Annotated in this window: 23 protein-coding genes; all 23 read left to right on the top strand. The window is 70.8% G+C overall.

All coding sequences use genetic code 11. The features are described from left to right. Positions 1-80: 80 nt before the first annotated feature. The 23 genes from RHOOR87_RS0113510 (at position 81) to RHOOR87_RS0113400 (ending at position 23690) form a co-directional block, all read left to right on the top strand. The gene (locus RHOOR87_RS0113510) at positions 81-1058 is read left to right on the top strand and encodes a sigma-54 dependent transcriptional regulator (protein ID WP_027485314.1); all 978 of its coding nucleotides are present in this window, start codon (positions 81-83) and stop codon (positions 1056-1058) included. 173 nt (positions 1059-1231) lie between these two features. After that, the gene (locus RHOOR87_RS0113505; RefSeq protein WP_155950955.1) at positions 1232-1510 is read left to right on the top strand and encodes a hypothetical protein; all 279 of its coding nucleotides are present in this window, start codon (positions 1232-1234) and stop codon (positions 1508-1510) included. Between the two features lie 36 nt (positions 1511-1546). Beyond that, entirely contained in the window at positions 1547-3148 is a 1602-nt protein-coding gene (locus RHOOR87_RS0113500; protein WP_027485313.1) for a phage tail sheath subtilisin-like domain-containing protein, read from the top strand. A 10-nt stretch (positions 3149-3158) separates the two neighbouring features. Beyond that, complete coding sequence (locus tag RHOOR87_RS0113495; RefSeq protein ID WP_007514723.1) at positions 3159-3686, top strand: phage tail protein; 528 nt, start codon at positions 3159-3161, stop codon at positions 3684-3686. Between the two features lie 5 nt (positions 3687-3691). Continuing rightward, positions 3692-4426 carry a hypothetical protein gene (locus tag RHOOR87_RS0113490; RefSeq protein ID WP_027485312.1) on the top strand — a complete coding sequence of 245 codons (735 nt, stop codon included), beginning with the start codon at positions 3692-3694 and terminating at the stop codon, positions 4424-4426. Further along, positions 4423-5169, top strand: a complete 747-nt coding sequence (locus RHOOR87_RS0113485; protein WP_027485311.1) for a hypothetical protein — start codon at positions 4423-4425, stop codon at positions 5167-5169. Before RHOOR87_RS0113490 ends, RHOOR87_RS0113485 begins: the two co-directional genes overlap by 4 nt. Then, a complete protein-coding gene (locus tag RHOOR87_RS0113480) occupies positions 5166-6410 on the top strand; it encodes a DUF4255 domain-containing protein (RefSeq protein WP_027485310.1) in 1245 nt (414 codons plus the stop codon). Before RHOOR87_RS0113485 ends, RHOOR87_RS0113480 begins: the two co-directional genes overlap by 4 nt. Next, complete coding sequence (locus RHOOR87_RS0113475) at positions 6407-8554, top strand: ATP-binding protein (protein ID WP_027485309.1); 2148 nt, start codon at positions 6407-6409, stop codon at positions 8552-8554. The genes RHOOR87_RS0113480 and RHOOR87_RS0113475 overlap by 4 nt, the downstream gene beginning before the upstream one ends. Next, on the top strand, positions 8551-8838 hold the full coding sequence (locus tag RHOOR87_RS0113470) for a hypothetical protein (RefSeq protein WP_015446719.1): 288 nt from the start codon (positions 8551-8553) through the stop codon (positions 8836-8838). Before RHOOR87_RS0113475 ends, RHOOR87_RS0113470 begins: the two co-directional genes overlap by 4 nt. 1 nt (position 8839) lies before the next feature. Then, a complete protein-coding gene (locus RHOOR87_RS0113465; RefSeq protein WP_015446720.1) occupies positions 8840-9661 on the top strand; it encodes a hypothetical protein in 822 nt (273 codons plus the stop codon). Next, complete coding sequence (locus RHOOR87_RS0113460; RefSeq protein ID WP_015446721.1) at positions 9654-10568, top strand: hypothetical protein; 915 nt, start codon at positions 9654-9656, stop codon at positions 10566-10568. The genes RHOOR87_RS0113465 and RHOOR87_RS0113460 overlap by 8 nt, the downstream gene beginning before the upstream one ends. A 9-nt stretch (positions 10569-10577) precedes the next feature. Next, positions 10578-11126: a hypothetical protein gene (locus RHOOR87_RS0113455; protein WP_015446722.1), complete on the top strand. Its 549-nt coding sequence runs from the start codon at positions 10578-10580 to the stop codon at positions 11124-11126. 164 nt (positions 11127-11290) lie between these two features. Beyond that, positions 11291-12970, top strand: a complete 1680-nt coding sequence (locus RHOOR87_RS0113450; RefSeq protein WP_027485308.1) for a DUF4157 domain-containing protein — start codon at positions 11291-11293, stop codon at positions 12968-12970. A gap of 13 nt (positions 12971-12983) precedes the next feature. Then, complete coding sequence (locus tag RHOOR87_RS0113445; protein ID WP_027485307.1) at positions 12984-13763, top strand: hypothetical protein; 780 nt, start codon at positions 12984-12986, stop codon at positions 13761-13763. Next, positions 13760-14536, top strand: coding sequence for a CHAP domain-containing protein (locus tag RHOOR87_RS0113440; protein ID WP_027485306.1), 777 nt, complete (start codon positions 13760-13762; stop codon positions 14534-14536). The genes RHOOR87_RS0113445 and RHOOR87_RS0113440 overlap by 4 nt, the downstream gene beginning before the upstream one ends. After that, positions 14533-15189 carry a hypothetical protein gene (locus RHOOR87_RS0113435; protein WP_007512630.1) on the top strand — a complete coding sequence of 219 codons (657 nt, stop codon included), beginning with the start codon at positions 14533-14535 and terminating at the stop codon, positions 15187-15189. The genes RHOOR87_RS0113440 and RHOOR87_RS0113435 overlap by 4 nt, the downstream gene beginning before the upstream one ends. Further along, positions 15189-15509: a LysM domain-containing protein gene (locus RHOOR87_RS0113430; RefSeq protein WP_007512628.1), complete on the top strand. Its 321-nt coding sequence runs from the start codon at positions 15189-15191 to the stop codon at positions 15507-15509. Before RHOOR87_RS0113435 ends, RHOOR87_RS0113430 begins: the two co-directional genes overlap by 1 nt. Next, the gene (locus RHOOR87_RS0113425; protein WP_027485305.1) at positions 15502-16638 is read left to right on the top strand and encodes a hypothetical protein; all 1137 of its coding nucleotides are present in this window, start codon (positions 15502-15504) and stop codon (positions 16636-16638) included. The genes RHOOR87_RS0113430 and RHOOR87_RS0113425 overlap by 8 nt, the downstream gene beginning before the upstream one ends. A 10-nt stretch (positions 16639-16648) precedes the next feature. Further along, the gene (locus RHOOR87_RS0113420; RefSeq protein ID WP_027485304.1) at positions 16649-17155 is read left to right on the top strand and encodes a phage baseplate assembly protein V; all 507 of its coding nucleotides are present in this window, start codon (positions 16649-16651) and stop codon (positions 17153-17155) included. A gap of 11 nt (positions 17156-17166) precedes the next feature. Beyond that, positions 17167-17490, top strand: a complete 324-nt coding sequence (locus tag RHOOR87_RS0113415; protein WP_027485303.1) for a hypothetical protein — start codon at positions 17167-17169, stop codon at positions 17488-17490. Positions 17491-17500: 10 nt separating this feature from the next. Beyond that, positions 17501-17860: a GPW/gp25 family protein gene (locus RHOOR87_RS0113410; RefSeq protein ID WP_027485302.1), complete on the top strand. Its 360-nt coding sequence runs from the start codon at positions 17501-17503 to the stop codon at positions 17858-17860. Continuing rightward, complete coding sequence (locus tag RHOOR87_RS0113405) at positions 17857-20580, top strand: putative baseplate assembly protein (protein ID WP_027485301.1); 2724 nt, start codon at positions 17857-17859, stop codon at positions 20578-20580. Before RHOOR87_RS0113410 ends, RHOOR87_RS0113405 begins: the two co-directional genes overlap by 4 nt. Continuing rightward, complete coding sequence (locus RHOOR87_RS0113400; RefSeq protein ID WP_015446732.1) at positions 20577-23690, top strand: putative baseplate assembly protein; 3114 nt, start codon at positions 20577-20579, stop codon at positions 23688-23690. Before RHOOR87_RS0113405 ends, RHOOR87_RS0113400 begins: the two co-directional genes overlap by 4 nt. Positions 23691-23716: the final 26 nt, after the last annotated feature.

The raw sequence follows: 23716 nt of genomic DNA, 5'->3' as shown, positions 1-23716 counted from the left end.
GCCAGGGGGATTTCGCTGCACGCCGGGAGTTGGCGTGCCGGGGTTCTTGCTGGTGACTTCGGGGACGGACGATGCCGGTCATGCTCGGCCAATCCATGGCAATCCAGGCGGTGCGGGCGCAATTGCAGCGCTATGCCGGCTGCGACGTGCAGGTGCTGATCGAGGGCGAGACCGGCACCGGCAAGGAGCTGGCCGCGCGCGAGATCCACTACGCCAGTACGCGCCGCGACCACCCGTTCGTGCCGGTCAACTGCGGCGCGATCCCCGACAGCCTGATCGAGAACGAGCTGTTCGGCCACGGCCGCGGCGCCTTCACCGACGCCGGCGCCGCCCAACCCGGCCTGGTCGACCATGCGCGCGGCGGCACGCTGTTCCTCGACGAGGTCGACGCACTCTCGGACAAGGGCCAGGTGACCCTGCTGCGCTTTCTGCAGGACAACGAATACCGCCCGGTCGGCGGTGGCGCGGCGCGGGTGTCGGACGCGCGCATCATCGCCGCCACCAATGCCAGCCTGGAGCGCCAGGTGGCGGCCGGGCGCTTCCGCCGCGACCTGCACTACCGACTCAACGCCTTGTACCTGCGGCTGCCGCCGCTGCGCGAGCGCAGCGACGACGTGGCCCTGCTCGCCCGGCGTTTCGTCGATACCGTCGCCCTGCGCCTGCGCGGGCCGGTCCGTCAGTGGAGCGAAGCCGCCCTGCAGGCGCTGCGGGCCCATGCGTGGCCGGGCAATGTGCGCGAACTGGAGAACGTCGTGTTGCGCGCCTACATGGCCACCGAGGGCGACGTCATCGGCTTTGCCGAGCTGGTGACGGCGGAACCGGCGTTCGCCGGCACCGCATCGGTGCCGCGGCGCCGCGCCGACGAGCCGGACCTCGGCTTCAGCGCGGCCAAGCTGCATGCCATCCGCCAGTTCGAGCACGACTATCTCACCCGGCTGATGCAGCAGGCCTGCGGCAACATCAGCGCCGCCGCCCGCCTGTCCGGCACTGAGCGCCGCCAGCTTGGCAAGCTGCTGCTGAAGCACGGCATCGAGACCAAGCAGTTCCGCTCGCACTGAACGGGGCGTCCGGCCCGGGTGCAATCTTCCCCGGTGCGCCGGCAAAACGGGTCACCGCTGACCCGGTTGCTGCAGGCTGGCACGCCCAGGCCCTTGGCACAGCCCATCCGGCCGGTCTGCTCCGCTGGCACGCCTGTTGCCTTGGTCCCCATGCACATGTGCAGAAGGGTGTCATGACCAGGCATCAGGGCCACAGCACGGCAGGCGAAAGCGGGATGGAGATCGAGCGTTCGGTACTCGCGTATCTGCATTCCCATCCGCAGGCGGCGGACACCCTCCGCGGCATCGTCAACTGGTGGCTGCCGCGGCAGCGCTACGAGAGCAACTGCCTGCGCATCGAGCACGTGCTGGAGCGGCTGGTCGCCGAGGGACTGCTGCACCGCGACGAGCTGCCGGACGGCGAGGTGCTGTACGCGTTGAACAGGCACACCAGGCAGCCGCAGCCGAACTGACCGCGACACGGGTTTTCACGACGGAGGACCGATCCCATGCCATCTGCGCTCACCTATCCGGGCGTCTACATCGAGGAAATTCCCAGCGGCGTCCGCACCATCACCGGGGTGGCCACCTCGATCACCGCCTTCGTCGGCCGTGCCGCGCGCGGCCCGATCGATGCCGATGCGGAAAGCCCGGTCATCGTCAACAGCTACGGCGATTTCGAGCGCAACTTCGGCAGCCTCGATCCGGCCTGTCCGATGGGCTATGCCGTGCGCGACTTCTACCTCAACGGCGGCGCGCAGGCGGCGATCGTGCGGTTGCACAAGGGGACCGACGGCAAGCCGGCAAAGGCGGCCATCGCGATCGCCAACCTGCCGCTGGAGGCAGCCTCGGCCGGCAGCTGGGGCAATCAGCTGCGCGTGCGCATCGACGGCAACGTGTCCGCCGACATCGCCACCGGCTTCGGCCTGGCGGTGGGCGACCTGTTCAACCTCACCGTGCGCGACCTGGCCAGCGGTACCCAGGAGAGCTTCCTCAACCTCAGCGTGAAGGAGAGCCCGCGGCGGGTCGACCGTGTGCTGAAGGCGGGCTCCTCGCTGCTGCGCGTGGCGTCGTCGCTGGTCCTGCCCGCCACCGCCGTGCCCGCCGCCCACCTCGACGCGGACGCCGGCAAGACCGTGTGGGAGCAGGACAAGTCCTCCACCGGTGTTGCCGCGGCCGGCCAGGCCGTCGACAGCGCGGCGCTGGATGACAACGCGTACCTGGGCAGTGCGGACGCCAAGACCGGCATCTACGCGTTGAAGAAGGCCGACCTGTTCAACCTGCTGTGCATTCCGCCGGACGTGCGGGGGGGCAACACCAGCAAGTCGGTCTATCAGAACGCAATGGCGCTGTGCGTGGAACGTCGTGCGCTGCTGATCGTCGATGCGCCGGCCGAGTGGAGCAGCGCCGGCGCGATCACCCCGGCGGTGCTGGCGGCGCTGGGCCTCACCGGCACGGCCGCGCGCAACGCCGCGCTGTACTTCCCGCGGGTAATCGAATCGGACCCGAAACGCCAGGGCCAGCTCGACACTTTCGTGCCCTGCGGCATCGTCGCCGGGGTGATGGCGCGCACCGATACGCAGCGCGGCGTGTGGAAGGCGCCGGCCGGCATCGACGCGGCGCTGAACGGCGTGCAGGGGCTCGCCGCCACGCTCAACGACGCCGAGAACGGCATGCTCAATCCGCTCGGCGTGAACTGCCTGCGCAGCTTCCCGCTGGTCGGCCCGGTGCTGTGGGGGGCGCGCACGCTGCGCGGCGCCGACCTGCTCGCCGACGAATACAAGTACGTACCGGTGCGGCGGCTCGCGCTGTACATCGAGGAAAGCCTGTTCCGCGGCACCCAGTGGGTGGTGTTCGAGCCGAACGACGAACCGCTGTGGTCGCAGATCCGCCTCAACGTGGGCGCCTTCATGCAGAACCTGTTCCGCCAGGGCGCGTTCCAGGGCAAGACGCCGAACGACGCGTACTTCGTGAAGTGCGACAAGGAAACCACCACGCAGAACGACATCAACCTCGGCATCGTCAACATCGTGGTCGGCTTCGCGCCGCTCAAGCCCGCCGAGTTCGTGGTCATCCAGCTGCAGCAGATGGCCGGCCAGATCCAGACCTGAGGACACATCCATGGCTCAGTTCAGCGTCAATGCGCAGCGCTTCGATCCGTACAAGAACTTCAAGTTCCGGGTGAAATGGGACGGCCGCTACGTGGCCGGCATCAGCAAGGTGTCGGGCCTCAAGCGCACCACCGAGGTGGTCAAGCACCGCGAGGGCGGCGACCCCAGCAGCACGCGCAAGTCGCCCGGGCGCACCGAGTACGAGGCGATCACCATCGAGCGCGGCGTCACCCACGACACCGAGTTCGAGAAGTGGGCCAACAAGGTGTGGAACTTCGGCGCCGGGCTCGGCGCGGAAGTCTCGCTGAAGGACTTCCGCAAGGACCTGATCCTCGAGGTCTACAACGAGGCCGGCCAGCTCGCGCTCGCCTACAAGCTGTACCGCTGCTGGGTCTCGGAGTACCAGGCGATGCCGGACCTGGACGCGAACGCGAACGCGGTGGCGATCCAGCACCTGAAGCTCGAGAACGAGGGTTGGGAGCGCGACGTCGGCGTGCCGGAGCCGGCCGAGCCAAGCTTCACCGTACCCGCTGGCTGAGCGCCATGCACACGCCCACGCCCGCGCAGCTGCTGCAGGTCTGGGAACGCGGGGGCGACCCGTCCGCCGCGGCACGCGGACTGTTGCTGCTCGGCTGCAGCTGCGACGAATACTCCGCCGAAGCGCAGGCGGCCTTGCCGCTGGGCCGGCGCGATGCGCTGCTGCTGGAGTTGCGCGAGCGCCTGTTCGGCGCCGCGATCGACGCGGTGGCGACGTGCCCGCAATGCGCGGCCACGGTCGAGGCCACGTTCCGCTGCGATGACCTGCGGCTGCCGGATGCGGAAGCCGCCGCCACCACGCTGGAACACGCCGCACACGGCATCCGCGTGCAGTTCCGCCTGCCCGACAGCCGCGACCTGCTGGCGCTGGAAAACTGCGGCGATGCCGGGGCGGCGCGCGCGCTGCTGCTCGAACGTTGCGTGCTCGCCGCGCAGCGTGGCGGCGAATCGCGCGAGCCGCGCGGCCTGCCGCACGAGCTGCAGGCGGAGATCGCGCAGGCGATGGCGCAGGCCGATCCGCAAGCCGACCTGCAGCTGGCGTTCCGCTGCCCGGACTGCGGCCACGAATGCCAGCCGCTGTTCGATATCGCGCGCTTCCTGTGGCAGGAGCTGCATGCCTGGGCGCTGCACATGCTGCGCGAGGTGGACACCCTGGCGCAGGCCTACCACTGGGCCGAGGCCGACATCCTCGCGCTGAGCCCGCGCCGCCGCCAGGCTTACCTGGAGCTGTGCGCGCCATGAGCGATTTCCTCGACCGGCTGGCGGCACGCGCGATCGGCAGCGAAACCACGCTGGCGCCGCGGCTGCCGTCGCTGTTCGAGCCGCTGCAGCGCGCGCCGATCATGCCGCCGGCCGATGCGGACGAGGCGCCGCCGGACCGGCGCGATGCCGCAGCCGCCATGCGCGCGGTGCCGGTGGAGGCGCCGACAAGTGCCACGCCCGCGAGCACGTCGGCGCCGCCGGCCGCAGCGCCGGTCAGGACCATCGAGCGCGTGGCGACGGCGGGGCCGGCAAGCGCTGCCACGAGTGCAGCGCGGCACGCATCGGCACCGCCGATCATCGGCGAACGGGCCGCCACGCCTGCCGTCGACCGTCCCGCAGCGCCATCCGTGTCGGTGCGTCCGGCCATGCCCGCATCGCCGCTGCCGGTCCAGCCGCGGCAGGCGCGCGTGGCGCCGGATCGGCCGGAAACGGCGCGGACGCCGGCGTCGAACGGCGTCTTGTTGCCCGCGCCTGCGCCGGTGTTTGCCGTAACGCTTGCGGCGCCCGCACGACCCGGGCGCACCGTCGCCGCGCGGGCCGCGGCGGCGCGAACCGAAGGCAAGGCTGATGCAGCGGGCGAGCCGGTGGTGCACGTCAGCATCGGCCGGCTCGAAGTGCGCGCCGCGCCGGCGGCTGCCGCGCCGCCGCGTCGTCGCGGCGGCCCGCAGCCCGGCAGCCTCGACGACTACCTGCGCCAACGCGCAGGCAAGGCCTTGCCATGAGCAACGTGCTGGCGATCGCCGCGACCACGCGCACGCTGCGCAACCTGCTGCTGGCGCAGATGCCGGTGCTGGATGCGGAACTGAGCGACCTGGAGGTGACCCTGCAGCCGCTGGACGTGGCGCGCAAGGGCATCAGCAAGGCGCAGCTCAACCTGTTCCTGTACCAGGTGGTCGCCAATGCCGCCTGGCGCAACCTCGACCTGCCGGGGCAAGTGCGTCCCGGCGAGACCGCGCCGCCGCCGCTGGCGCTGAACCTGCACTACGTGATCACCGCCTGGGGTCGCGGCGAAAACGACAACGATGCGATCAGCCACCGCGTGCTGGCCGCCGCGATGAGCACCCTGCACGACCGCGGCGTGCTCGACGGCAACGACATCCGCAACGCGCTGCCAGACAACGACCTGGCCGGCCAGGTCGAGCGCGTGCGGGTCACCCCGCTGCCGCAGAGTGTGGACGAGCTGTCCCGGCTGTGGACCGCGTTCCAGACCAACTACCGCGCCTCGGCCGTCTACGAGGCGGCGGTGGTGCTGATCGACAGCCAGGCGGCGATGCGTGCGCCGCTGCCGGTGCTGCGGCGCGGCCCGCAGGATCGCGGCGTGATCGCCACCGCATCCGCCGCCGCGGTGCTGGACGCGCTCGACTACCCGCGCCATCAGGCGGCCGTGCGCCTCGGCGAGGACATCGTGCTGAACGGGCGCCAGCTCGCGACGGATCACGCGCTGGCCCGCTTCAGCAGCCTGCGCCTGGATGCGCCGATCGATCTCGCGCCGCTGCCCGGCGACGCCGCCGGCACGTTGCGCGTGCATCTCGCCGACACCGCCGACGATGCCGACGCCGTCGCGCGCTGGGCGCCTGGCATCTACACCGTGGCCCTGCTGGTGCAGCCGCCGGGACTGCCGCCGCTGCTCAGCAACGAGCTGCCGCTGGTGCTGGCGCCGCGCATCACGCTCGGCTCGCTCGCCGCCACGGCCGGCGACTTCGCCTTGAACCTGACCTGCACCCCGCGCATCCGCGACGGCCAGCGCGTGTTCCTGCTGTTCGGCGACCGCCTGCTGGCGCCGGCCAGCCTCGGCAACCCGGCCGATACGCACCAGCCGACCGCGCTGGTCTTCCAGCTCACCGGCGTGGCCGCGGGCAGGTACACCGTGCGCCTGCGCGTGGATGGCGCCGACAGCATCCCGGTCGACTTCAGCGGCAGCACGCCCGCATTCGCCGCGGACCAGCAGGTGGTCGTGTCATGAACGACTACGCGCCGTGGCTGGAAGCGAACGACCGCTACCTCGCCGGTGCGCTGGCCGATATGCGCGCGCGGCTGGAACGCGCCGCGCAGCGGCACGACACGCCGCCGGCGGCACCGGCGGCGGCCACCGCGCTGATGGAATCCACGCCGGCGGTGAGCGCGCCGGCCGGGCCGAGGCATTCCTGGGTCGCGCGGCTGTTCGGCGGCCAGCACGCGCCGCCGTCGCTTGCGGCGGAGGCCGACGAACCGCCCGCCGCCCAACCGCTCGTCGCCGCCGTGCCGGATGACGGGGTGGCTGCTGCCGCACCGGGCGACGACGAGGGCGGCCACACCCCCGCGCTGGCCGTGCTAGCGAACCGCCTCGGCCTGTCCGCGTTCGAGCGCGACGTGCTCCTGCTGTGCATCGGCATGGAACTGGACACGCGTCTGCCTGCGCTGTGCGCACTGGCCCAGCACGATCCCGCCAGGCCGTATCCCACGTTCGCGCTGGCCTTTGCGGTACTGGACGAGCCGAGCTGGGATGCCTTGTCGCCGGAGCGGCCGCTGCGCTACTGGCGCCTGCTCGACATCCACCAGCCCGGCGCGCAGCCGCTGATCGGCGCGGCGCTCAGCGCCGACGAGCGCGTGGTCAACTTCGTCAAGGGCATGAACTACCTGGACGACCGGCTGACGCCGCTGCTCACCGCCTTGCCGCCGGCCACGCTGCCGCCGTCGCAACAGGCGATCGCCGACCAGCTGCTGGACAGCCTGCACCACGTGCCGCCGGGCGAGCCGCTGCCACTGGTGCAACTGCTCGGCAGCGACAGCGTCAGCAAGCAGGCGATCGCGCAGGCGATCGCAGCCGCGTTCGGCGCGCAGGCCTATCGCCTGTCGGCCGAGCTGCTGCCGGCCGCGGTCGCCGAGCAGGAAACCCTGTTGCGGCTGTGGCAGCGCGAAAGCCAGCTGCTGCCGCTGGCGCTGTACCTCGACGCGGCCGAGGTCGAACACGGCGACGCCGCGGCCGCGTGGGTCAGGCGTTTCTTCGCGCGCACCGGCGGGCTCGCCTTCGTCGACGCGCGCGAGCCGTGGGCGGGTGCGGCCACGCAGGCGCTCAGCGTCGACGTGGCCAAGCCCACCGCGGTCGAGCAACGTTCGCTGTGGCAGCGCCTGCTCGGCGACGCCGCCGGCGCGCAGCCGCAACGGCTGGCCGGCCATTTCGATTTCAACCTGGGCCGGATCGAGCAGATCGCGCACGGTGCGCTGGCGGCGGCCGAGGGCAAGCCCGCCGCGCTGGCGCAGACGCTGTGGCAGGGCGCGCTGGCGCACACGCGGCCGGCGCTGGATCAACTTGCCCAGCGGATCGAGCCGAAGGCCGGCTGGGACGACCTGAAACTGCCCGACAGCGAGAAGGCCCTGCTGCGCCAGATCGCCGACCAGGTGGCCCAGCGCACGACCGTCTACGACGACTGGGGTTTCCGCCAGCGGATGAATCGCGGGCTGTCGATCAGCGCGCTGTTCACCGGCGAAAGCGGCACCGGCAAGACCATGGCGGCGGAAGTGCTGGCGCGCGAGCTGGGCCTGTCGCTGTACCGCATCGACCTGTCGGCGGTGGTCAGCAAGTACATCGGCGAGACCGAGAAGAACCTGCGCAAGCTGTTCGACGCAGCCGAGGGCGGCGGCGCGATCCTGTTCTTCGACGAGGCCGACGCGCTGTTCGGCAAGCGCAGCGAAGTGAAGGACAGCCACGACCGCTACGCCAACATCGAGGTGAACTACCTGCTGCAGCGGCTGGAGTCGTTCGGCGGGCTGGCGATCCTGGCCACCAACATGAAGGGCGCGCTGGACAGCGCGTTCCTGCGCCGGCTGCGCTTCGTCATCAACTTCCCGTTCCCCGGCACGGCCGAACGCCGCGCGATCTGGGCCTCGGTGTTCCCGGCGCAGGCGGCGGTGGGCGCGCTGGACTTCGACCGGCTGGCACGGCTCGCTCTCACCGGCGGCAGCATCCAGGGCATCGCCCTCAACGCCGCGTTCATGGCGGCCAAGGCTGGTGTGTCGATCGGCATGCCGCTGCTGCTGGATGCCGTGCGCACCGAATACCGCAAGCTGGACAAGCCGATCAACGAGGCGGACTTCCGCTGGCTGGAAAGCGCCGGAGGCAAACCGTGAGCATCGAGCTGCACATCGAACGGCTGGTGATCGACGAAGCCGCGCTCGGCGGCGAGCGCGCTGCCGGCGTGCGTGCCGCGATCGAGCGCGAACTGGCCCGGCGGCTGGCGCAACCCGGCGCCGTCGACGCGCTGCGCGGTCTCGGCGCCGTGGCCACGCTGCCGCCGGCGACGCTGCCGACTGCCGGCCACCCGCACGAGCGCCTCGGCGTGCGCATCGCGACGGCGGTGCAGCACGGCCTCGGCATCCCTCCCGCCGCGCGCGTCGCGGGCAAGGAGCATTGACATGAAAGCGATCCCCAAACCCCGCCCCGACGGCATCGTGCGTTTCGGCAAACGGAAGGCCAAGCGCGACGACCGCAACCTGCTGTTCGCCACGCTGCTGAAAGTGCCGCCGGCGCTGCCGGCCGAGTACGACTTCGACGTGGTGCACCACGGCATCCCCACGCCGATGTTCGGCAACGACCAGTACGGCGACTGCGTGATCGCCGGCCGCGCGCACCAGACCCTGCGCTTCGAGAAGGCCGAGCAGAACAAGTTGATCGCGATCGGCGACAACGACGTGCTGCACGAGTACTTCGGCGAAACCGGTGGGACGGACAGCGGCCTGGTCGTGCTCGATTCGCTGAAGGAATGGCGCAAGCGGGGCTGGCTCGCCGCGAAGCGGCGCTACAAGATCAAGGCCTTCGCGCAGATCGACCAGGGCAAGCGCAGCGAGGTCAAGCGCGCGGTGTTCATGGACATCGGCGTCGGCCTCGGCTTCACCCTGCCCGACGCGGCGCTGACCCAGTTCTACGCCGGCAAGCCGTGGGCGGTGGTGGGCGGCAAGGCCGGCCAGCCGAACCCGCGCAACGGCCACTACGTCTACGTGCCCGGCTACACCAGGAGCGGCCCGGTCTGCGTCACCTGGGGCCGCAAGCAGCAGATGAGCTGGGCCTTCCTCGTCAAGTACTGCGACGAGGCCTACGCGATCATCGATGCGATCGACACCGCGAAGAAGAAGCGCGGGCTGGATGCGGGCAAGCTCGACGCCTTCCTTGCCGGGTTGCGCAAGGCGAAGGCGACCGCGAAGAAACGGGCGCCGCGCGCGGGAGCCCGACATGGCTGAGCGCAGCGCCACTGCCGTGAGCAAGCCGCTCGCCCGTCACGCGGCCGCGGCCGGCCTGCTGCGCCGCAAGTGCGCGTGCGGTGCGCACGTGCCTGGTGGCGGTGAATGCGAATCCTGCAAAAAAAAGCACGCGGGCCTGCAGCGTTCGGCGCAAAGGTCGGAGCCGCCCGCCGCGCTGCGGACTACCGGTCCACTGACCGCTTCACTGATGCGTTCGCGCTTCGGTGGGGATTTCTCGCGTATCCGCGTGAACGGCGCCAACGTGCCGATGGCGAGAGCAGACGACGGCGGCAGGAAGATGGATATCGACGTGCGCACGGTGCGCCACAACGCGGCTGCCCGCCTGGGCGCCCTGCAGCAGGCTGGCGAGCAGCCGAAGGAAAACGAAGGTGCTGGCGCAGGCGGCATCATGCGCACGGCGCAGGTCACGCCGCCGCCCGGCATCATGGGGCCGGTGGGCCCCGGTTCCGGCGCGGGTGGCTGCAGCTTCGCGATCCACTACGAGAACGTCCGGAATACCGGTTGTGGAGCGAACTGCGGCGCGCAGATCGAGTACGACGTCACCGGCGTGACCGCGACCGGCAGCGGTTGTCCGGCTACGCTCAACGGCCTGCGTGTCACCGAATCGGTAACCACCGACAACGGCTGCGGCCCCGGCGGTGTGACCACCGGCGCGGGTTGTCCGATCGAGGAACATCCACCGCTGCTGCCTGGCCACGGCATCATCCGCAACTGCCACGATACCTATGCGCTGTGCGGTCCGAACGCCGCCTTCGGCACGGCCGGATGCAGCGAAACCTACACGCAGAAGCTGTCCGTCGGCGGCACGCTGGCCGAGACGCGGACGATCCGCTTCGTCATCACCAAGTCGGGCAGCAGTTGCTCGGGCACAGTCACGCGTACCTGAGGGAATGCCATGAATACTCCCGCCCGCCGAACCGATGGTTCGTCCGTCTTCACCCCGAGGCAAGCCGCTGCATATCTGCGCGGGCAACACCACATGGCGCTGTGCTTCATCCAGAACGGTGCCGCGTCCCACGACTGGCAGGCGGCATCGCACGGGACGCCCGGAGCGCTCCTGGATTCCATTGTCGCCGTCGTGCCCGAATACGCGTGGACCGCGATAGGAGACCGGTACGTGCTCCATCCGCGTCAGGACATCTGGCGTGCGCCGCTGTCGGGTGGGGCGTTTCGGGGGCCGCGCCTGCAGACGGCGAAGGCCTATGTCGAGTTCCTGCGCGGCACGGCACCGGAGATGGCCGATCTGCTGCCGCCACTGTTGAAAGGCGATCCCGCCGCGGCGCTGTACACGGCCACGGTGTCGATACCTGAAAGCTGCAGCGCGCTGCAGGGGCTGGTCGGTCTGCTTGGTCCTGAGCCGACGATGGTGTTCACCATCGAACGTCAGGATGCCGACCGGCGGGTGCTTTTCTTCGAGCAGGTGGACGTGGGAGAGGCAGCATGAGCGCGGATAGCTCCTTCGCCTGTGCGCGGCCCCCGGATGCAGCCCCCTTCGCGGCGAGCCTGCGCCGCAAGTGCGCTTGCGGCACGCACACGCCGGACGGCGGCGAATGCCGGGATTGCGCGAGCAAGCGACTGCGGCGCAGCAGCGCCGGGAGAAGCTCGCCCATGCTCGTGCCGTCGCTCGTGCACGACGTGCTCGCCACGGCGGGCCGGCCGCTCGAACCCGCGACCCGCAATTGGATGGAGCCGCGTTTCGGCAGCGACTTCAGCCGCGTGCGCGTGCACGACGACGGCCACGCCGCCGCATCCGCGCGCGCCGTGGGTGCGCTGGCCTATGCGGTCGGCAGCCATGTCGTGTTCGACACCCATCAGTACGCACCGGGCACGCCCGCGGGCCGCCACCTGCTCGCGCACGAGCTGGCGCATACGCTGCAGGACCCCGGCGCTGGCGGCCTGCACGCGTCGCTGGCGATCGGGCAGCCCGGCGACGCCTCCGAAGTCGCCGCCGACCGGGCGGCCGACGCGGTGACGCGGGGCGAGCGGGTTTCCGTTGCGCCGAGCGGCGGCGGGCTGGTGCGTCGGCGGATGCGCGGGTGCGCCGCCAGCGCGGGCGACAGCCCGGACGTGCGCAAGGTGCATTGCCCGGACGGCTCCGACTACCGGGTGACGATGACCGCCATGGACGGACCGCCGGTGCCCGGCTTCCATGGCTCGGTCACGCCCGGTGCCAGCCTCAAGGAAATCTGGCTGGACATCGAACTGTGCAAGGGCGGCACCCAGGTGAACGTCCGCCCGAGCGTGGACCTGCCACCGGCGCTCGGCTCGGTCGTCGCCAACCTGGTCACGGGCTCCGACGCGCTGAAGGGCGTCGCCATCAATCCGGCGCTGAAGGTCACCTTCATCCAGGGCTCGAACTTCACGGTGACGCTCTCGCCGTCGGTCAGGCTGGACGACAAGGGCGTCGCCGGTGCCGGCGGGTCGGTGAAGGTGCAGACCCCGGATGTCACCGTGACCGGTGGAGTCAACTGCGACCCGCGGGCGAAGTCGTGCATGTTCACCATCGACATCGGCGGTGGCGCGGCCACCAAGGATGTCGATTGCCACAAGAAAGGCAAGCAGAAGCTCGTCTTCGCGTGCGAGAAGATCACCCATGTGCCGCCGGTCCCGGAGGTGCCAGCGCAGACGCGGACGGACACCCAGACGCGCTACGTGTTCTTCCGGCACGCCAGGCACGAAGTACGCAAGGATTTCCGGCTGCCGACCGACATCCAGGCATTGAACGAACAGGGCTACCGGGTCACCTCGATCAAGGGCTTTACCTCGCCCGAGGGACCGCGTGGTTCCGAACACGCGCCGCAGTTCGAGGGCAATGTGGAGCTGGCCAAGGAGCGCGCGCAGGCGGCCCGTGACTGGCTGGCGGACCCGAAGGTGTGCGCCGGCTGCGACCTGTCCGGCGCCAGACAAAGCGGCGAGAGCGAACTGCCGCCGGAACAGGGCCAGCAGGAGCCCGAACCGAAAGGCCCGGGCATGGAGCATGGCGCCGTGGACGAGTTCCTCGGCAAGCAGGGCACGCCCGACCCGCTGGCGCCTGCCGACCCGGCGGAACGCGCGAAATTCGAGCGCATGCCGTTCGGCCGGCAGCGCGAACAGGCGTACGAACTGATGCGCCGGGCGGCCATCGTGCTACAGCGCACGCAGGTCGTGCGCGAACGTCAGCCCGGCGTTCCGGCACGGGACGAACCCAGCGCTGTCGAATGCAGCCCGGAGGTGCTGGAGGCGGCGCAGAAATCGTTCGGCATCAACCCGCCGGGCCCGTTCAACTTCGGCACGCCCGGGAAACCCTGATGGAAAGCTCGCCATGAACATCTTCGACGGCCTGTACGGCTACGAAAAACTGATGCTGCTTTGCGGCTTCATCCTGTTCGTGTTCGCGCTGGCGGCGATCACCGTGATGATCGTGCAGCGGCGCGACTTCAAGATGGCGATGGGGCTGATCGTGTTCGCGATCGTGCTGATGGGCTTTCCCGGCATCCAGGCGGTGAAGTTCAGCCAGGACACGGTCGAGCTGGACCGCATCCGCGCGCAGCCGCAGGCCCCCGCCGATCCGGCGCAGAAGCAGCAGGCCGAGCGGACGCTGGCCAGTCTGGAGCAGCGTGCGGCCGGCAATCCGCAACTGCAGGCGCAGGTGTCGGACGGCTACCGCGCGATCGGCGAGCTGGACCAGGCCTATCGGCTGGCGCAATCGGTGCTGCATGAGAAACCCTCGGCGCAGGTGCAGGCCACCCTGGTGCCGGTGCTCACCGCGAAGTTGAACCAGGTGCAGGCGGGCGCGCCGATCGCCGAACCGGCCATGCCGGCCGCCGCTGCCAGTTCGGCCATCGCGTCGACGACCACGCCGCCGGCGGCGCCCGCCGCAACCGCCACCCAGCAGCGCGAGATCGCCGATATCGCCAGCCAGCTGCAAGGCACCGGCACGCCGTTGCCGGCGGCCTCGCATGCCGCGCTGGCCAAGGCCTACGTGGTACTGGGCCAGCCGCAGAAGGCGCAGGCGAACGTCGAGGCGGCCCGCCGGATCGACCCGAACGTGAAGATCAACGCCGCCGTGCTGCGTGCGGCCAGGACGGACGGCCACCCATGAGCGACGAGGCGACGACGATGGATACCTTGCGCAGGAACGACCGGGGACCGCCGGTGCGGCAGTTGCAGAAGCTGCTGGCGCAGCGTGGCTACGCAGTCGATGCCAATGGCACGTTCGACACGAAGACCTGGCAGGCGACGCGCGCGTTCCAGACGCAGAACCTCGACCAGCACGGCCAGCCGCTGGTGGTCGACGGCGTGGTCGGGCCGCTGACGTGGTGGAGCCTGCGCAACCCGAAGCCGTTCATCCGCACGCCCACGGCGGTCGACTACGCCACGCTGCCGGCCAGCGGCGGCAGCAAACTTGGCCGCGCCGCACTCGCCGCGGCGATCGGCGAGCTGAAGGCGAACGCGCGCGAGATCGGCGGCAACAACTGCGGTCCGTTTGTGCGCAAATACCTCGCGCCGGCCGGCCTCGACGAAGGCAGTTCGTGGTGCGCCGGTTTCGTCAGCTGGTGCTTCATGCAGGCAAGCGGTGGCGACAAGGCGGCGATGCCGTTCACCTATATCGCCAGTGCGCGCAGCTTGCTGGGCGAGTTCAAGCAGCAGGGCTGGGCGTCGGCGCCGGGCAGCGGCTACCTGCCGCAGCCGGGCGACGTGGTGGTGTGGTGGCGGGTCAGCCTGGCCGGCTGGCTGGGCCACACCGGCCTGGTGCACTCGGTGCAGGACGGCATGCTGTACACCATCGAGGGCAACCGCAGTCCGCGCGTGCAGGGCTTCTCCTATGTGCTGAGCCGGATGGACAAGCTGCTCGGCTACGGCCACGTGCCATGAGCGCATTCCCCGGCTCCCCGCGCATTCTGAAGGGCGGCATCGTGCTGATCGACGCGGCCAGCTCGGCGGTGCTGCGGGTGATCGCGCTGCAGTACAACCCGGATTCGCTCACGCGCTCGCTGCAGGTGCAGGCCGTCAGTGCGGACGGCGGCGACCGCTCCGAGGTGCTGCGCCTGAAGGGGCCGCCGGTGGAGACGCTGAAGCTGGAGGCGGAGATCGACGCCACCGACCAGCTGGAGTTTCCGGAACAGAACGGCGGCGTCGCCCAGTCCGGCATCTTCGCCCAGCTGGCCGCGCTGGAGACGATGGTCTATCCGAGCAGCGGGCAGCTGCGCGCGAACGACCTGCTGGCGCAGATCGGCACGCTGGAGATCGTGCCGATGGAAACGCCGCTGGCGCTGTTCGTGTGGAGCAAGTCGCGCATCCTGCCGGTGCGCGTCACCGAGTTCGGCATCACCGAAGAGGCGTTCGACACGGCGCTGAACCCGATCCGCGCCAAGGTCAGCTTGGGGTTGCGCGTGCTGTCGGTGAACGACGTGCCGTCCGGGCACAAGGCCGCCAGCCTGTTCATGAGCTACCTGCAGCAGAAGGAGCGCCTGGCCGGCGGCGCCGGCGGCCAGCTGTCCGCGCTGGGCTTGAGCGGAGTGCCGTGATGAACGCGAACTTTCCTCCCACCAGCCGTTACGCGCTGACGCCCACCGCGAGTCTCGTGCGCGCCGACGGCAGCGCGGTGACGTACCTGAAGCGCCGGTTCGTGCCGCCGCCGGAAAACCTCGCGCTGCTGCAGTGGCATCGCGTGGTGCAGGGCGAGCGGCTGGACAACATCGCGGCGAAGTACCTGGGCGATCCGGAACAGTTCTGGCGTCTGTGCGACGCGAACCGCGCGCTGCGTCCCGGGGAGTTGACCGAGACGACAGGAAAGCCGTTGCGCATCACCTTGCCCGAAGGCATCCCGGGGGTGCCGCATGCTTGAGGGAATCCACCTGACCTTGCTGGTCGGCCCGGTGGTGCCGGTGCCGGTGCCGCAGCTCGTGCTGGATGCGCTGACCCGGATCGAGGTGAACGCGCCGGACGAAGCGGCCGGTGCGTTCACCCTGCAGTTCACGCTGAGCGTGCAGTCGCCGCTGCACACGCTGTTCCTGCTCTCGGGCGGCGGCGTGGTGCCGCTGCTGCGGGTGATCGTGGTGGTCACCGTGAACGGCATGCCGCAGGTGCTGATCGACGGCGTGGTGACCCGCACCGAGGTGGTGCCGGGTGCGGACCAGCGCCATACCACCTTGCAGGTCACCGGCGACGACCTCACCGCGGTGATGACCAAGCTGGAGTTCTCCGGCCTGCCCGGCCTGCCGTATCCGGCGATGCCGGCCGAGGCGATCGTGGCGCTGCTGCTGGCGAAGTACGCGTTCCTCGGCATCGTGCCGCTGGTGATCCCCAGCATCGCGATCGACGTGCCGATCCCGACCAACCGTATTCCTACCCAGCAGGGCAGCGACCTGGAGTACATCCGCCTGCTGGCCGAGCGCGTCGGCTACGTGTTCTACCTCGAGCCCGGCCCGCTGCCCGGCATGAGCACCGCGTACTGGGGGCCGAAGATCAAGGTGGGCGTGCCGCAGCCGGCGCTGAACGTGGACATGGACGCGGCGAGCAACGTCGACGAGATCAGCTTCAGCTACGACGGCAACGCGCGGCAGCTGCCGGTGGTCTACATCCAGAACGAGCAGACCAAGGTGCCGCTGCCGTTGCCGATTCCGGACATCGGGCCGCTCAATCCGCCGCTGGGCCTGATCGATCCGCCGCCGCAGCAGTTCCGCCCGCTGCCGGAGACCGCGAAGTATTCGCCGCAGCGCGCGCTGCTGCTGGGCATGGCCGAGGCGGCGAAATCGGCCGACACCGTCACCGGCCGCGGCAGCCTCGACGTGGTGCGCTACGGCCGCGTGCTGCAGCCGCGCCAGCTGGTCGGCGTGCGCGGCGCCGGCCCTGCGTTCGACGGCCTGCACTACGTCACCCAGGTGCGCCACACGATCCGCCGCGGCGAGTACCGGCAGAGCTTCCAGCTGTCGCGCAAGGGCCTGGTTTCCACCGTGCCGCTGGTGCCGTCATGAGGATGCCGCCATGAACCGGTTCTACGGCAAGTACCGCGGTACGGTGATCCAGAACGTGGACCCGGAACAGCGCGGGCGCCTCCAGGTGATGGTGCCGGACGTGTCCGGGCTGATCCCGTCGAGCTGGGCGATGCCGTGCGTGCCGATCGCCGGCAAGCAGAGCGGCGTCTACGTGGTGCCGCAGATCGGCGCCGGCGTGTGGGTCGAGTTCGAGCAGGGCGATCCGGATTATCCGGTCTGGGTCGGCGGCTTCTGGGGCAGCGCGGCGGAAGTGCCGGCGCTGGCGCTGGCCGGCAATCCGGCCAGTCCGAGCGTGGTGCTGCAGTCGGGCCTGCAGCACACCATCGCGATCAGCGACGTGCCGGGGCCGGCCGGCGGCATCCTGCTGAAGAGCGTCACCGGCGCGATGATCATGGTCAACGAGGTCGGCATCACGATCTCCAACGGCCAGGGCGCCACCATCGTGCTCGCGGGGCCGACGGTGACGATCAACAACGGCGCGTTGGTCGTGACCTAGGGAGATGCATGATGCCGGGCTTCCTCCTCCATGTCGGCGCCAGCGTGCTCTGCTCGCACGGCGGCCAGGCGCAGGCCACCGCTCCGAATCCGCGCGTCACCGTCAGCGGCCAGCCCAGCGTGACGATGCCGGCGCCGTGGCTGGTTGCCGGCTGCGCGCTGCCGCCACCGACGGCGGCAAACGGGCCGTGCGTCACCGCGCAGTTCGTCACCGCCGCCACCCGGGTGACTTCCAACGGACAACCGCTGCTGCTCATCGACAGCCAGGCGATCTGCGCGCCGACCGGCACGCCGCTGCTGATCGTCGCCAGCCAGACGCGCGTCACCGCGATGTGAGGGTCCCATCATGAACATGGATTACCCGTTCCATTTCGACCCCCGCGGCCGCGTCGCGGAAACCGGCGACGACGAGCACGTGCGCGACATGATCGAGCAACTGCTGTTCACCAGCCCGGGCGAGCGGGTGAACCGGCCCGATTTCGGCAGCGGCCTGCTGCAGCTGGTGTTCGCGCCGAACAGCCCGGAGCTGGCCGCCGCGCTGCAGTTCACCTTGCAGGCGGCATTGCAGCGCTGGCTGGGCGACGTGATCGACGTGGGCAAGCTCGAAGTCAGCAGCGAGGACGCCACCCTGCGCGTCGACCTCAGCTACACCGTGCGCGCCAGCGGCGACAAGCGCAGCGACAGCTTCGTGCGGAGCCTGCCATGAACCGCGCGAACGCCCATGCGAGTCTCGGCACGATCGGCTGCGCGCCGCTGCCGGCCTGCAGCGTGCCGGCGCGGCGCGAGAAGCTGCGTCAGGCCGGCACGCTCAACGGCATCGACTACGTCGAGGTGAGCGACGACGGCGTGAGCCTGTGCGTGCACCTGTTCGGCGAGATTCCGCAAGGCCTCGGCGTGGCCAACGTGCGGATCAGCGGCGGCGACCGCATCACCGGGCTGCGCGTGCTCAGCGTGAACCCCGAGCTGGAGCCGGAGCTGCACGACGACGCCTGCCTGCGCGTGGTGCTCGATCGCGAAGGCGACCACACCGCGTACTGCCTGTGCCTGGTGGATGCGGCCTCGGGCAGCGACGCGGCGAGCTGGCAGGCCTACCCCGGCTTCGATCCGCGCTACGCCTGCGTCACGCTGCACTTCCGCCTGGACTGCGCGAAGACGCTGGACTGCGCCGACGAGACGCCGTGCGTGTCGCCGCCGTCGCCCGCGCCGGAGATCAATTACCTGGCGAAGGACTACGCCAGCTTCCGCCAGCTGTTCCTCGACCGCCTCGCGCTGGACCTGCCGGCATGGCAGGAGCGTCACGTACCGGACCTCGGCATCGCGCTGGTGGAGACGCTGGCGTACACCGCCGACTACCTCAGCTACTACCAGGACGCGGTCGCCACCGAGGCCTACCTGGGTACCGCGCGCAAGCGCATCTCGGTGCGCCGGCATGCGCGGCTGGTCGACTACCGCATGCACGAAGGCTGCAATGCGCGCGCCTTCGTCACGCTGGCATCGAGCGACGATCTGAGTCTCGAGCTGGCCAACCTGCTGCTGCTGGTGCCGCCGCCGGGGCAGGGCCATCCGCAACCCGGCGTGATCGACGCGGCCCAACTCGACGCGGCGCGTGCGCAGGGCGCGCTGATCTACGAGCCGCTGCCGCTGGACGGCATGACCACGTTCGACGTGGTCGCCGCGCACAGCGCGATCCGGCTGCACAATTGGGGCGACGAGCTGTGCTGCCTGCCGCGTGGCAGCACACGGGCGACGTTGGTCGACACGCCGCCATCGGCGCCGCCGGCGACGACGGATGTCGCCGCCGCCACGGCGCCGCAACGCGCACTGAAACTCGTGGCTGGCGACCTGCTGATCTTCGAGGAAGTGCGGGGCCCGCAGACCGGCAACCCGGCCGACGCCGATCCCACGCACCGGCACGCGGTGCGCCTGACGGACGTCCGGACGTCCGTCGATCCGCTCGACGGCACGCTGCTGCTGGAGGTGGCGTGGGATCCTTGCGACGCGCTGCCGTTCGACCTGTGCCTGTCGGTGCGCACGCCGGCGCCGGATTGCGCATGGCTGCACGACGTCAGCCTGGCGCGCGGCAACGTGCTGCTGGTCGATCATGGCGAACACGTGCGCGGGCAGTGCGTTTCGTCGGCGATCTGCATGCCGACCGGTGGCGATGGCGACTACCCCGGCCTCGCCGCCGCGCTCGCCGCGATGCCGGATGCCTGCACGCGCTGCGGCACGCTGGCCGAGGACTGCTGGCTGGTGCCCGGCGGCACGCAATACGGCTGCTGCCGTTGCGACGGCGCCGTGCCCGACGTGCGCCGTCCGCCGTCCGACACCGGCCACGTGCTGCCGGATACGCCGCTGACCTGGGCCGAGCCGCTGCCGCCGCACGCGCCGGTGTGTCGGCTGCTGGCGCGCGATCCACGCCAGGCGCTGCCGCAGCTCACCGTCTACGGCGGCGCGCTCGACGAGGTGCTGGTGGCCGGCACGCCGGATCCGCGCTGGCAGTGGCTGCCCCGCCAGGACCTGCTGGCGAGCGGTCCGGACGACCGCCACTTCGTGGTCGAGATCGACGACGACGGCGCCGCGCACCTGCGCTTCGGCGACGGCGTGCTGGGCGCGCAGCCACAGGCCGGCGACTTCTTCCGCGCCGCCTCGCGCGTCGGCAACGGCCCGGCCGGCAACGCGGGCCGCGACAGCATCGTGTGGCTGGCGTTGAAGTCCGGCGTGCTGTCCGCCGAGCTGCAGCCGCGCAACCCGCTGCCGGCCAGCGGCGGCACCGCGCCGGAGAGCCTGGCCGAGGTGAAGCTGTACGCGCCGGGCGCATTCCGCGCGAAGCCGCTGCGCGCGGTCGTCGCCGACGACTACGCGAGCTTCGCCGCGCGCGCGCCGCAGCTGCAGGGCGCCGCCGCCGCGCTGGAGTGGAGCGGCAGCTGGTACGCCGCCGACGTGGTGGTCGACCCGCTGGGCCGCGAGAGCCTGCCGGCGGGACTGGCGCGGCGGATCAGGGCGCAACTGGAGCGCTACCGCCGCATCGGCCACGACGTCGAGGTGCATGCCGCCCGCTACGTGCCGCTGCGCATCGCGCTGTTCGTCTGCGTGCTGCCGGACTTCCTCGTCGCCCACGTCGAGGCCGGGCTGCGCGACCGCTTCGGCGCCGGCCTGCGCCGCGACGGCACGCCCGGCTTCTTCCATCCGGACCGGCTGAAACTGGGCGCGCCGGTGTTCGCCAGCGCCCTGCTGGCCGAGGCGCAGGCGATCGCCGGCGTGGCCCACGTCGAGGTCACCACGCTGGCTCGCGCCGACGGCGTGGATGGCAGCGTGCCCGACGACGGCGTGCTGCACCTGGCCGCACGCGAAATCGCTCAGGTCGACAACGACCCGGACCATCCCGACCACGGAAGCATCGCGTTCACGCTGGGAGGTGGCCGATGAGCTGCTGTAGCGCTTGCGGCACGCATGCCTGCGCCTGCGGTTGCGGCGCGACTGCCGGCACGCCGCTGCCGCTGACCAACCGGCCGGGGCTAGACAGTCTCGCGTATCGCGTCGGCACCTACGCCGACTTCCGCGCGACCATGCAAGCCGGCTTGAGCGACGCCGCGCTGCCGGCGCTGGCCGGACTGCGCACGCGCGAGGCCGACGATCCGGCGATGGCGCTGCTCGACGCCTGGGCGGTCGGCGCCGACGTGTTGAGCTTCTATACCGAACGCATCGCCAACGAGGCCTACCTGCGCACCGCCACCGAACGCCGCTCGGTTCTGGAGCTGGCGCGGCTGGTCGACTACCGCCTGCGCCCCGGCGTCGCCGCCAGCGTCTACCTCGCCTACACCGTCGAGAAGGATTCGCCGCCGGTGACCATCCCCGCCCGTGCGCGGGCGCAATCGGTGCCGGCCCCCGGCGAGCAGATGCAGACCTTCGAGACGGCCGAGCCACTGGATGCGCGCTTCGAATGGAATGCACTGCAGCCGCGGCTGACCCGGCCGCAGAACATCACACTCGACAACGTCGCCGGGCTCGGCGAGCTGTGGATCGCCGGCACCGCCAGCAACCTCAAGCCGAACGATCGCCTGCTGTTCCTGTTCGGCGACCTCGCCAGCGGCGTGCAGGCGATCCGCCTGGTGCAGTCGGTCGAGGTGCAGCAGCAGAGCGGGCGCAGCAAGGTGCTGTTGCAGCCGGTCGATGCGGCGACGGTGGCGATCGTGGCGGCGGCAAGCAAGGCGATCGCCGCGTTGAACGCGTCGGCCGCCGGGCCCCATCGCGAAAGATGGCTGGAAGGCATCGAGTCCGCGCGCAGGGATCTGCTGCTGGGCGGCGACAACGGCGGCAGCTTCGACGTGCTGATGAGTCGCCGGCTGGATGGCATTCCCGCCGGGCCGCCGGCCGTCGACGATTTCAAGAGCGCGGTGGACGCGGCGTTCGGCACCGTTCCGGCGCCCGCCGGTCCGCCGGCCGGCTTCGGCGCGCTGTTCGGCGCGCTGACGCTCACGCCGACCTTGCAGCCGGCCAGCCGTTTCCGCCTGCAGCGCAACGTCGCCAGCGCACTGGGCAAGGCCAGCGACGTGCGACCGCAGCTGCTGCTGAATTTCGAGGCGCGGCTGGCCGACAACTTCTACCGCGCCTGGACCAGCGTGCCGCAGGGCGAACCTTCGCCGGCACTGAGCGGCGTCCATGCGTTGCGCGTGTCCGCGCCGCTGTTCGGCTACAACGCACCGCACATCATGGGGCTGGGCTTGAACACGGACGCCGGCACCAAGGCGACGGTGCCGTATGTGTCCAGGCCCGACGGCGACTGGACGGCGGCCGAGGATGACGACCGCGTGCAACTGGACAACGCCTACGACGGCGTGCTTGCCGGCAGCTATCTGCTGATCCAGCCGAGCAGTGATGACGTGCCGGCGGTGGCGAAGGTGAAGAGCGTGCGGATCCATCCGCGCAGCGACTACGGCATCAGCGGCAAGACCACCGACATCGTGCTGGACGATCCGTCGACGGGTGGTGGCTCGCCCGTCTGGCGGGCGCCGGACATGGCGATGCTGCGCGGCACGCAGGCGCATGCGCAGAGCGAACCGTTGCCGCTGGCCGAACTGGCGATCGCCGACACGATCGGCCGGGTCGCCGATGACGGCACGCCGCGTACGACCGGGGACAACGCCACCCGGCTCACCCTCGATACCGCCGTCGACGGCCTCAAGGTCGGCCGCTGGGTGATCGTCGAGGGCCGGCGCAGCGACGTGCCGGGCACCGACGCGGTGACGGCCGCCGAGCTGGTGATGCTGGCCGCGGTGGAGCAGGGCGCGGATGCGAACCTGCCGGGCGACACCGTGCACAGCACCCTGGTGTTCGCCAGCCAGGGCCTGGCATACAGCTACGTGCGCGACAGCGTGGCGGTGCATGCCAACGTGGTGCGCGCCAGCCATGGCGAGACGCGCAACGAGGTGCTCGGCAGCGGCAACGGTGCCGCGACGATGCAGGCGTTCGTGCTGAAGCAGTCGCCGCTGACGTACGTTTCCGCCGCCACCGTCGACGGCGTGCAGAGCACGCTCACGCTGCGCGTCAACGACATGCGGTGGCACGAGACGCGCAACCTCGCCTTCGTCGGCGCAGCCGAGCGCAGCTTCGTCACCGCCATCGACGACGGCGGCAAGACCACGGTGCAGTTCGGCGACGGCACGCATGGCGCGCGTCCGCCGACCGGCATCGAAAACATCGTCGCCACCTACCGCAACGGCATCGGCACGCCGGGTAACGTGCGCGCACGACAGGTCAGCCTGCTGGCGACCCGGCCGCTCGGCGTCAAGGAGGTGATCAACCCGCTGCGCGCCTCCGGCGGCGCCGACGCGGAGACGCGCGATCAGGCGCGTCGCAACGTGCCGCTGGCGGTGCTGGCGCTGGACCGGCTGGTCTCGGTGCCGGACTACGCCGACTTTGCGCGCACGTTCGGCGGCGTCGGCAAGGCGGCGGCGATCAAGCTGGGCCACCGGGTGCAGGTGACCATCGCCGGTGCCGCCGATGCGCCGATCGACTCGTCTTCCGATCTGTACCGCAACCTGCTGCAGGCACTGCAGCGCTACGGCGATCCGTCGCTGTCGGTGCAACTGGGCGTGCGCGAGCTGCTGGCGCTGACCGTGAGCGCGAAGGTGGGGCTGCTGCCGGACTTCGCGTGGGAGTCGGTCGAGCCGGCCGTGCGCGCGGCGCTGCTGGATGCGTTCGGCTTCGAGCGGCGCGCTCTGGCGCAGAGCGTCTACCTCAGCGAATTGGTCGCCTGCGTGCAGGCCGTGCGCGGCGTGGCCTGGGTCGACGTGGACGCGTTCGGCAGCCTCGACGAGGCGACCCTGCTGGCCGGTTTCGGCGTGAGCGGCGACAAGCAGGGTGATGGCGTTGGCTTGATGAGCCACGCCACCGCCACGACCGTTGCGACGGTGCCGCCGCGCGTGCGCGTGCTGCCCGCCCGCTACGACGATCAAGGCACGCTGCGCCCGGCGCAGCTCGCCTACCTGCCGCCGAACATCCCCGACACACTGCTGCTGCAGGAGGCCACGCCATGAGCGCGCAAGCGGAAGGAGGGCGCGCC

The sequence above is a fragment of the Rhodanobacter sp. OR87 genome (assembly GCF_000473345.1).
In the GTDB taxonomy this organism is placed as follows: domain Bacteria; phylum Pseudomonadota; class Gammaproteobacteria; order Xanthomonadales; family Rhodanobacteraceae; genus Rhodanobacter; species Rhodanobacter denitrificans.
Note: the sequence above shows the minus strand (reverse complement) of the source record. Positions and strands in the feature narration are given on the sequence as shown.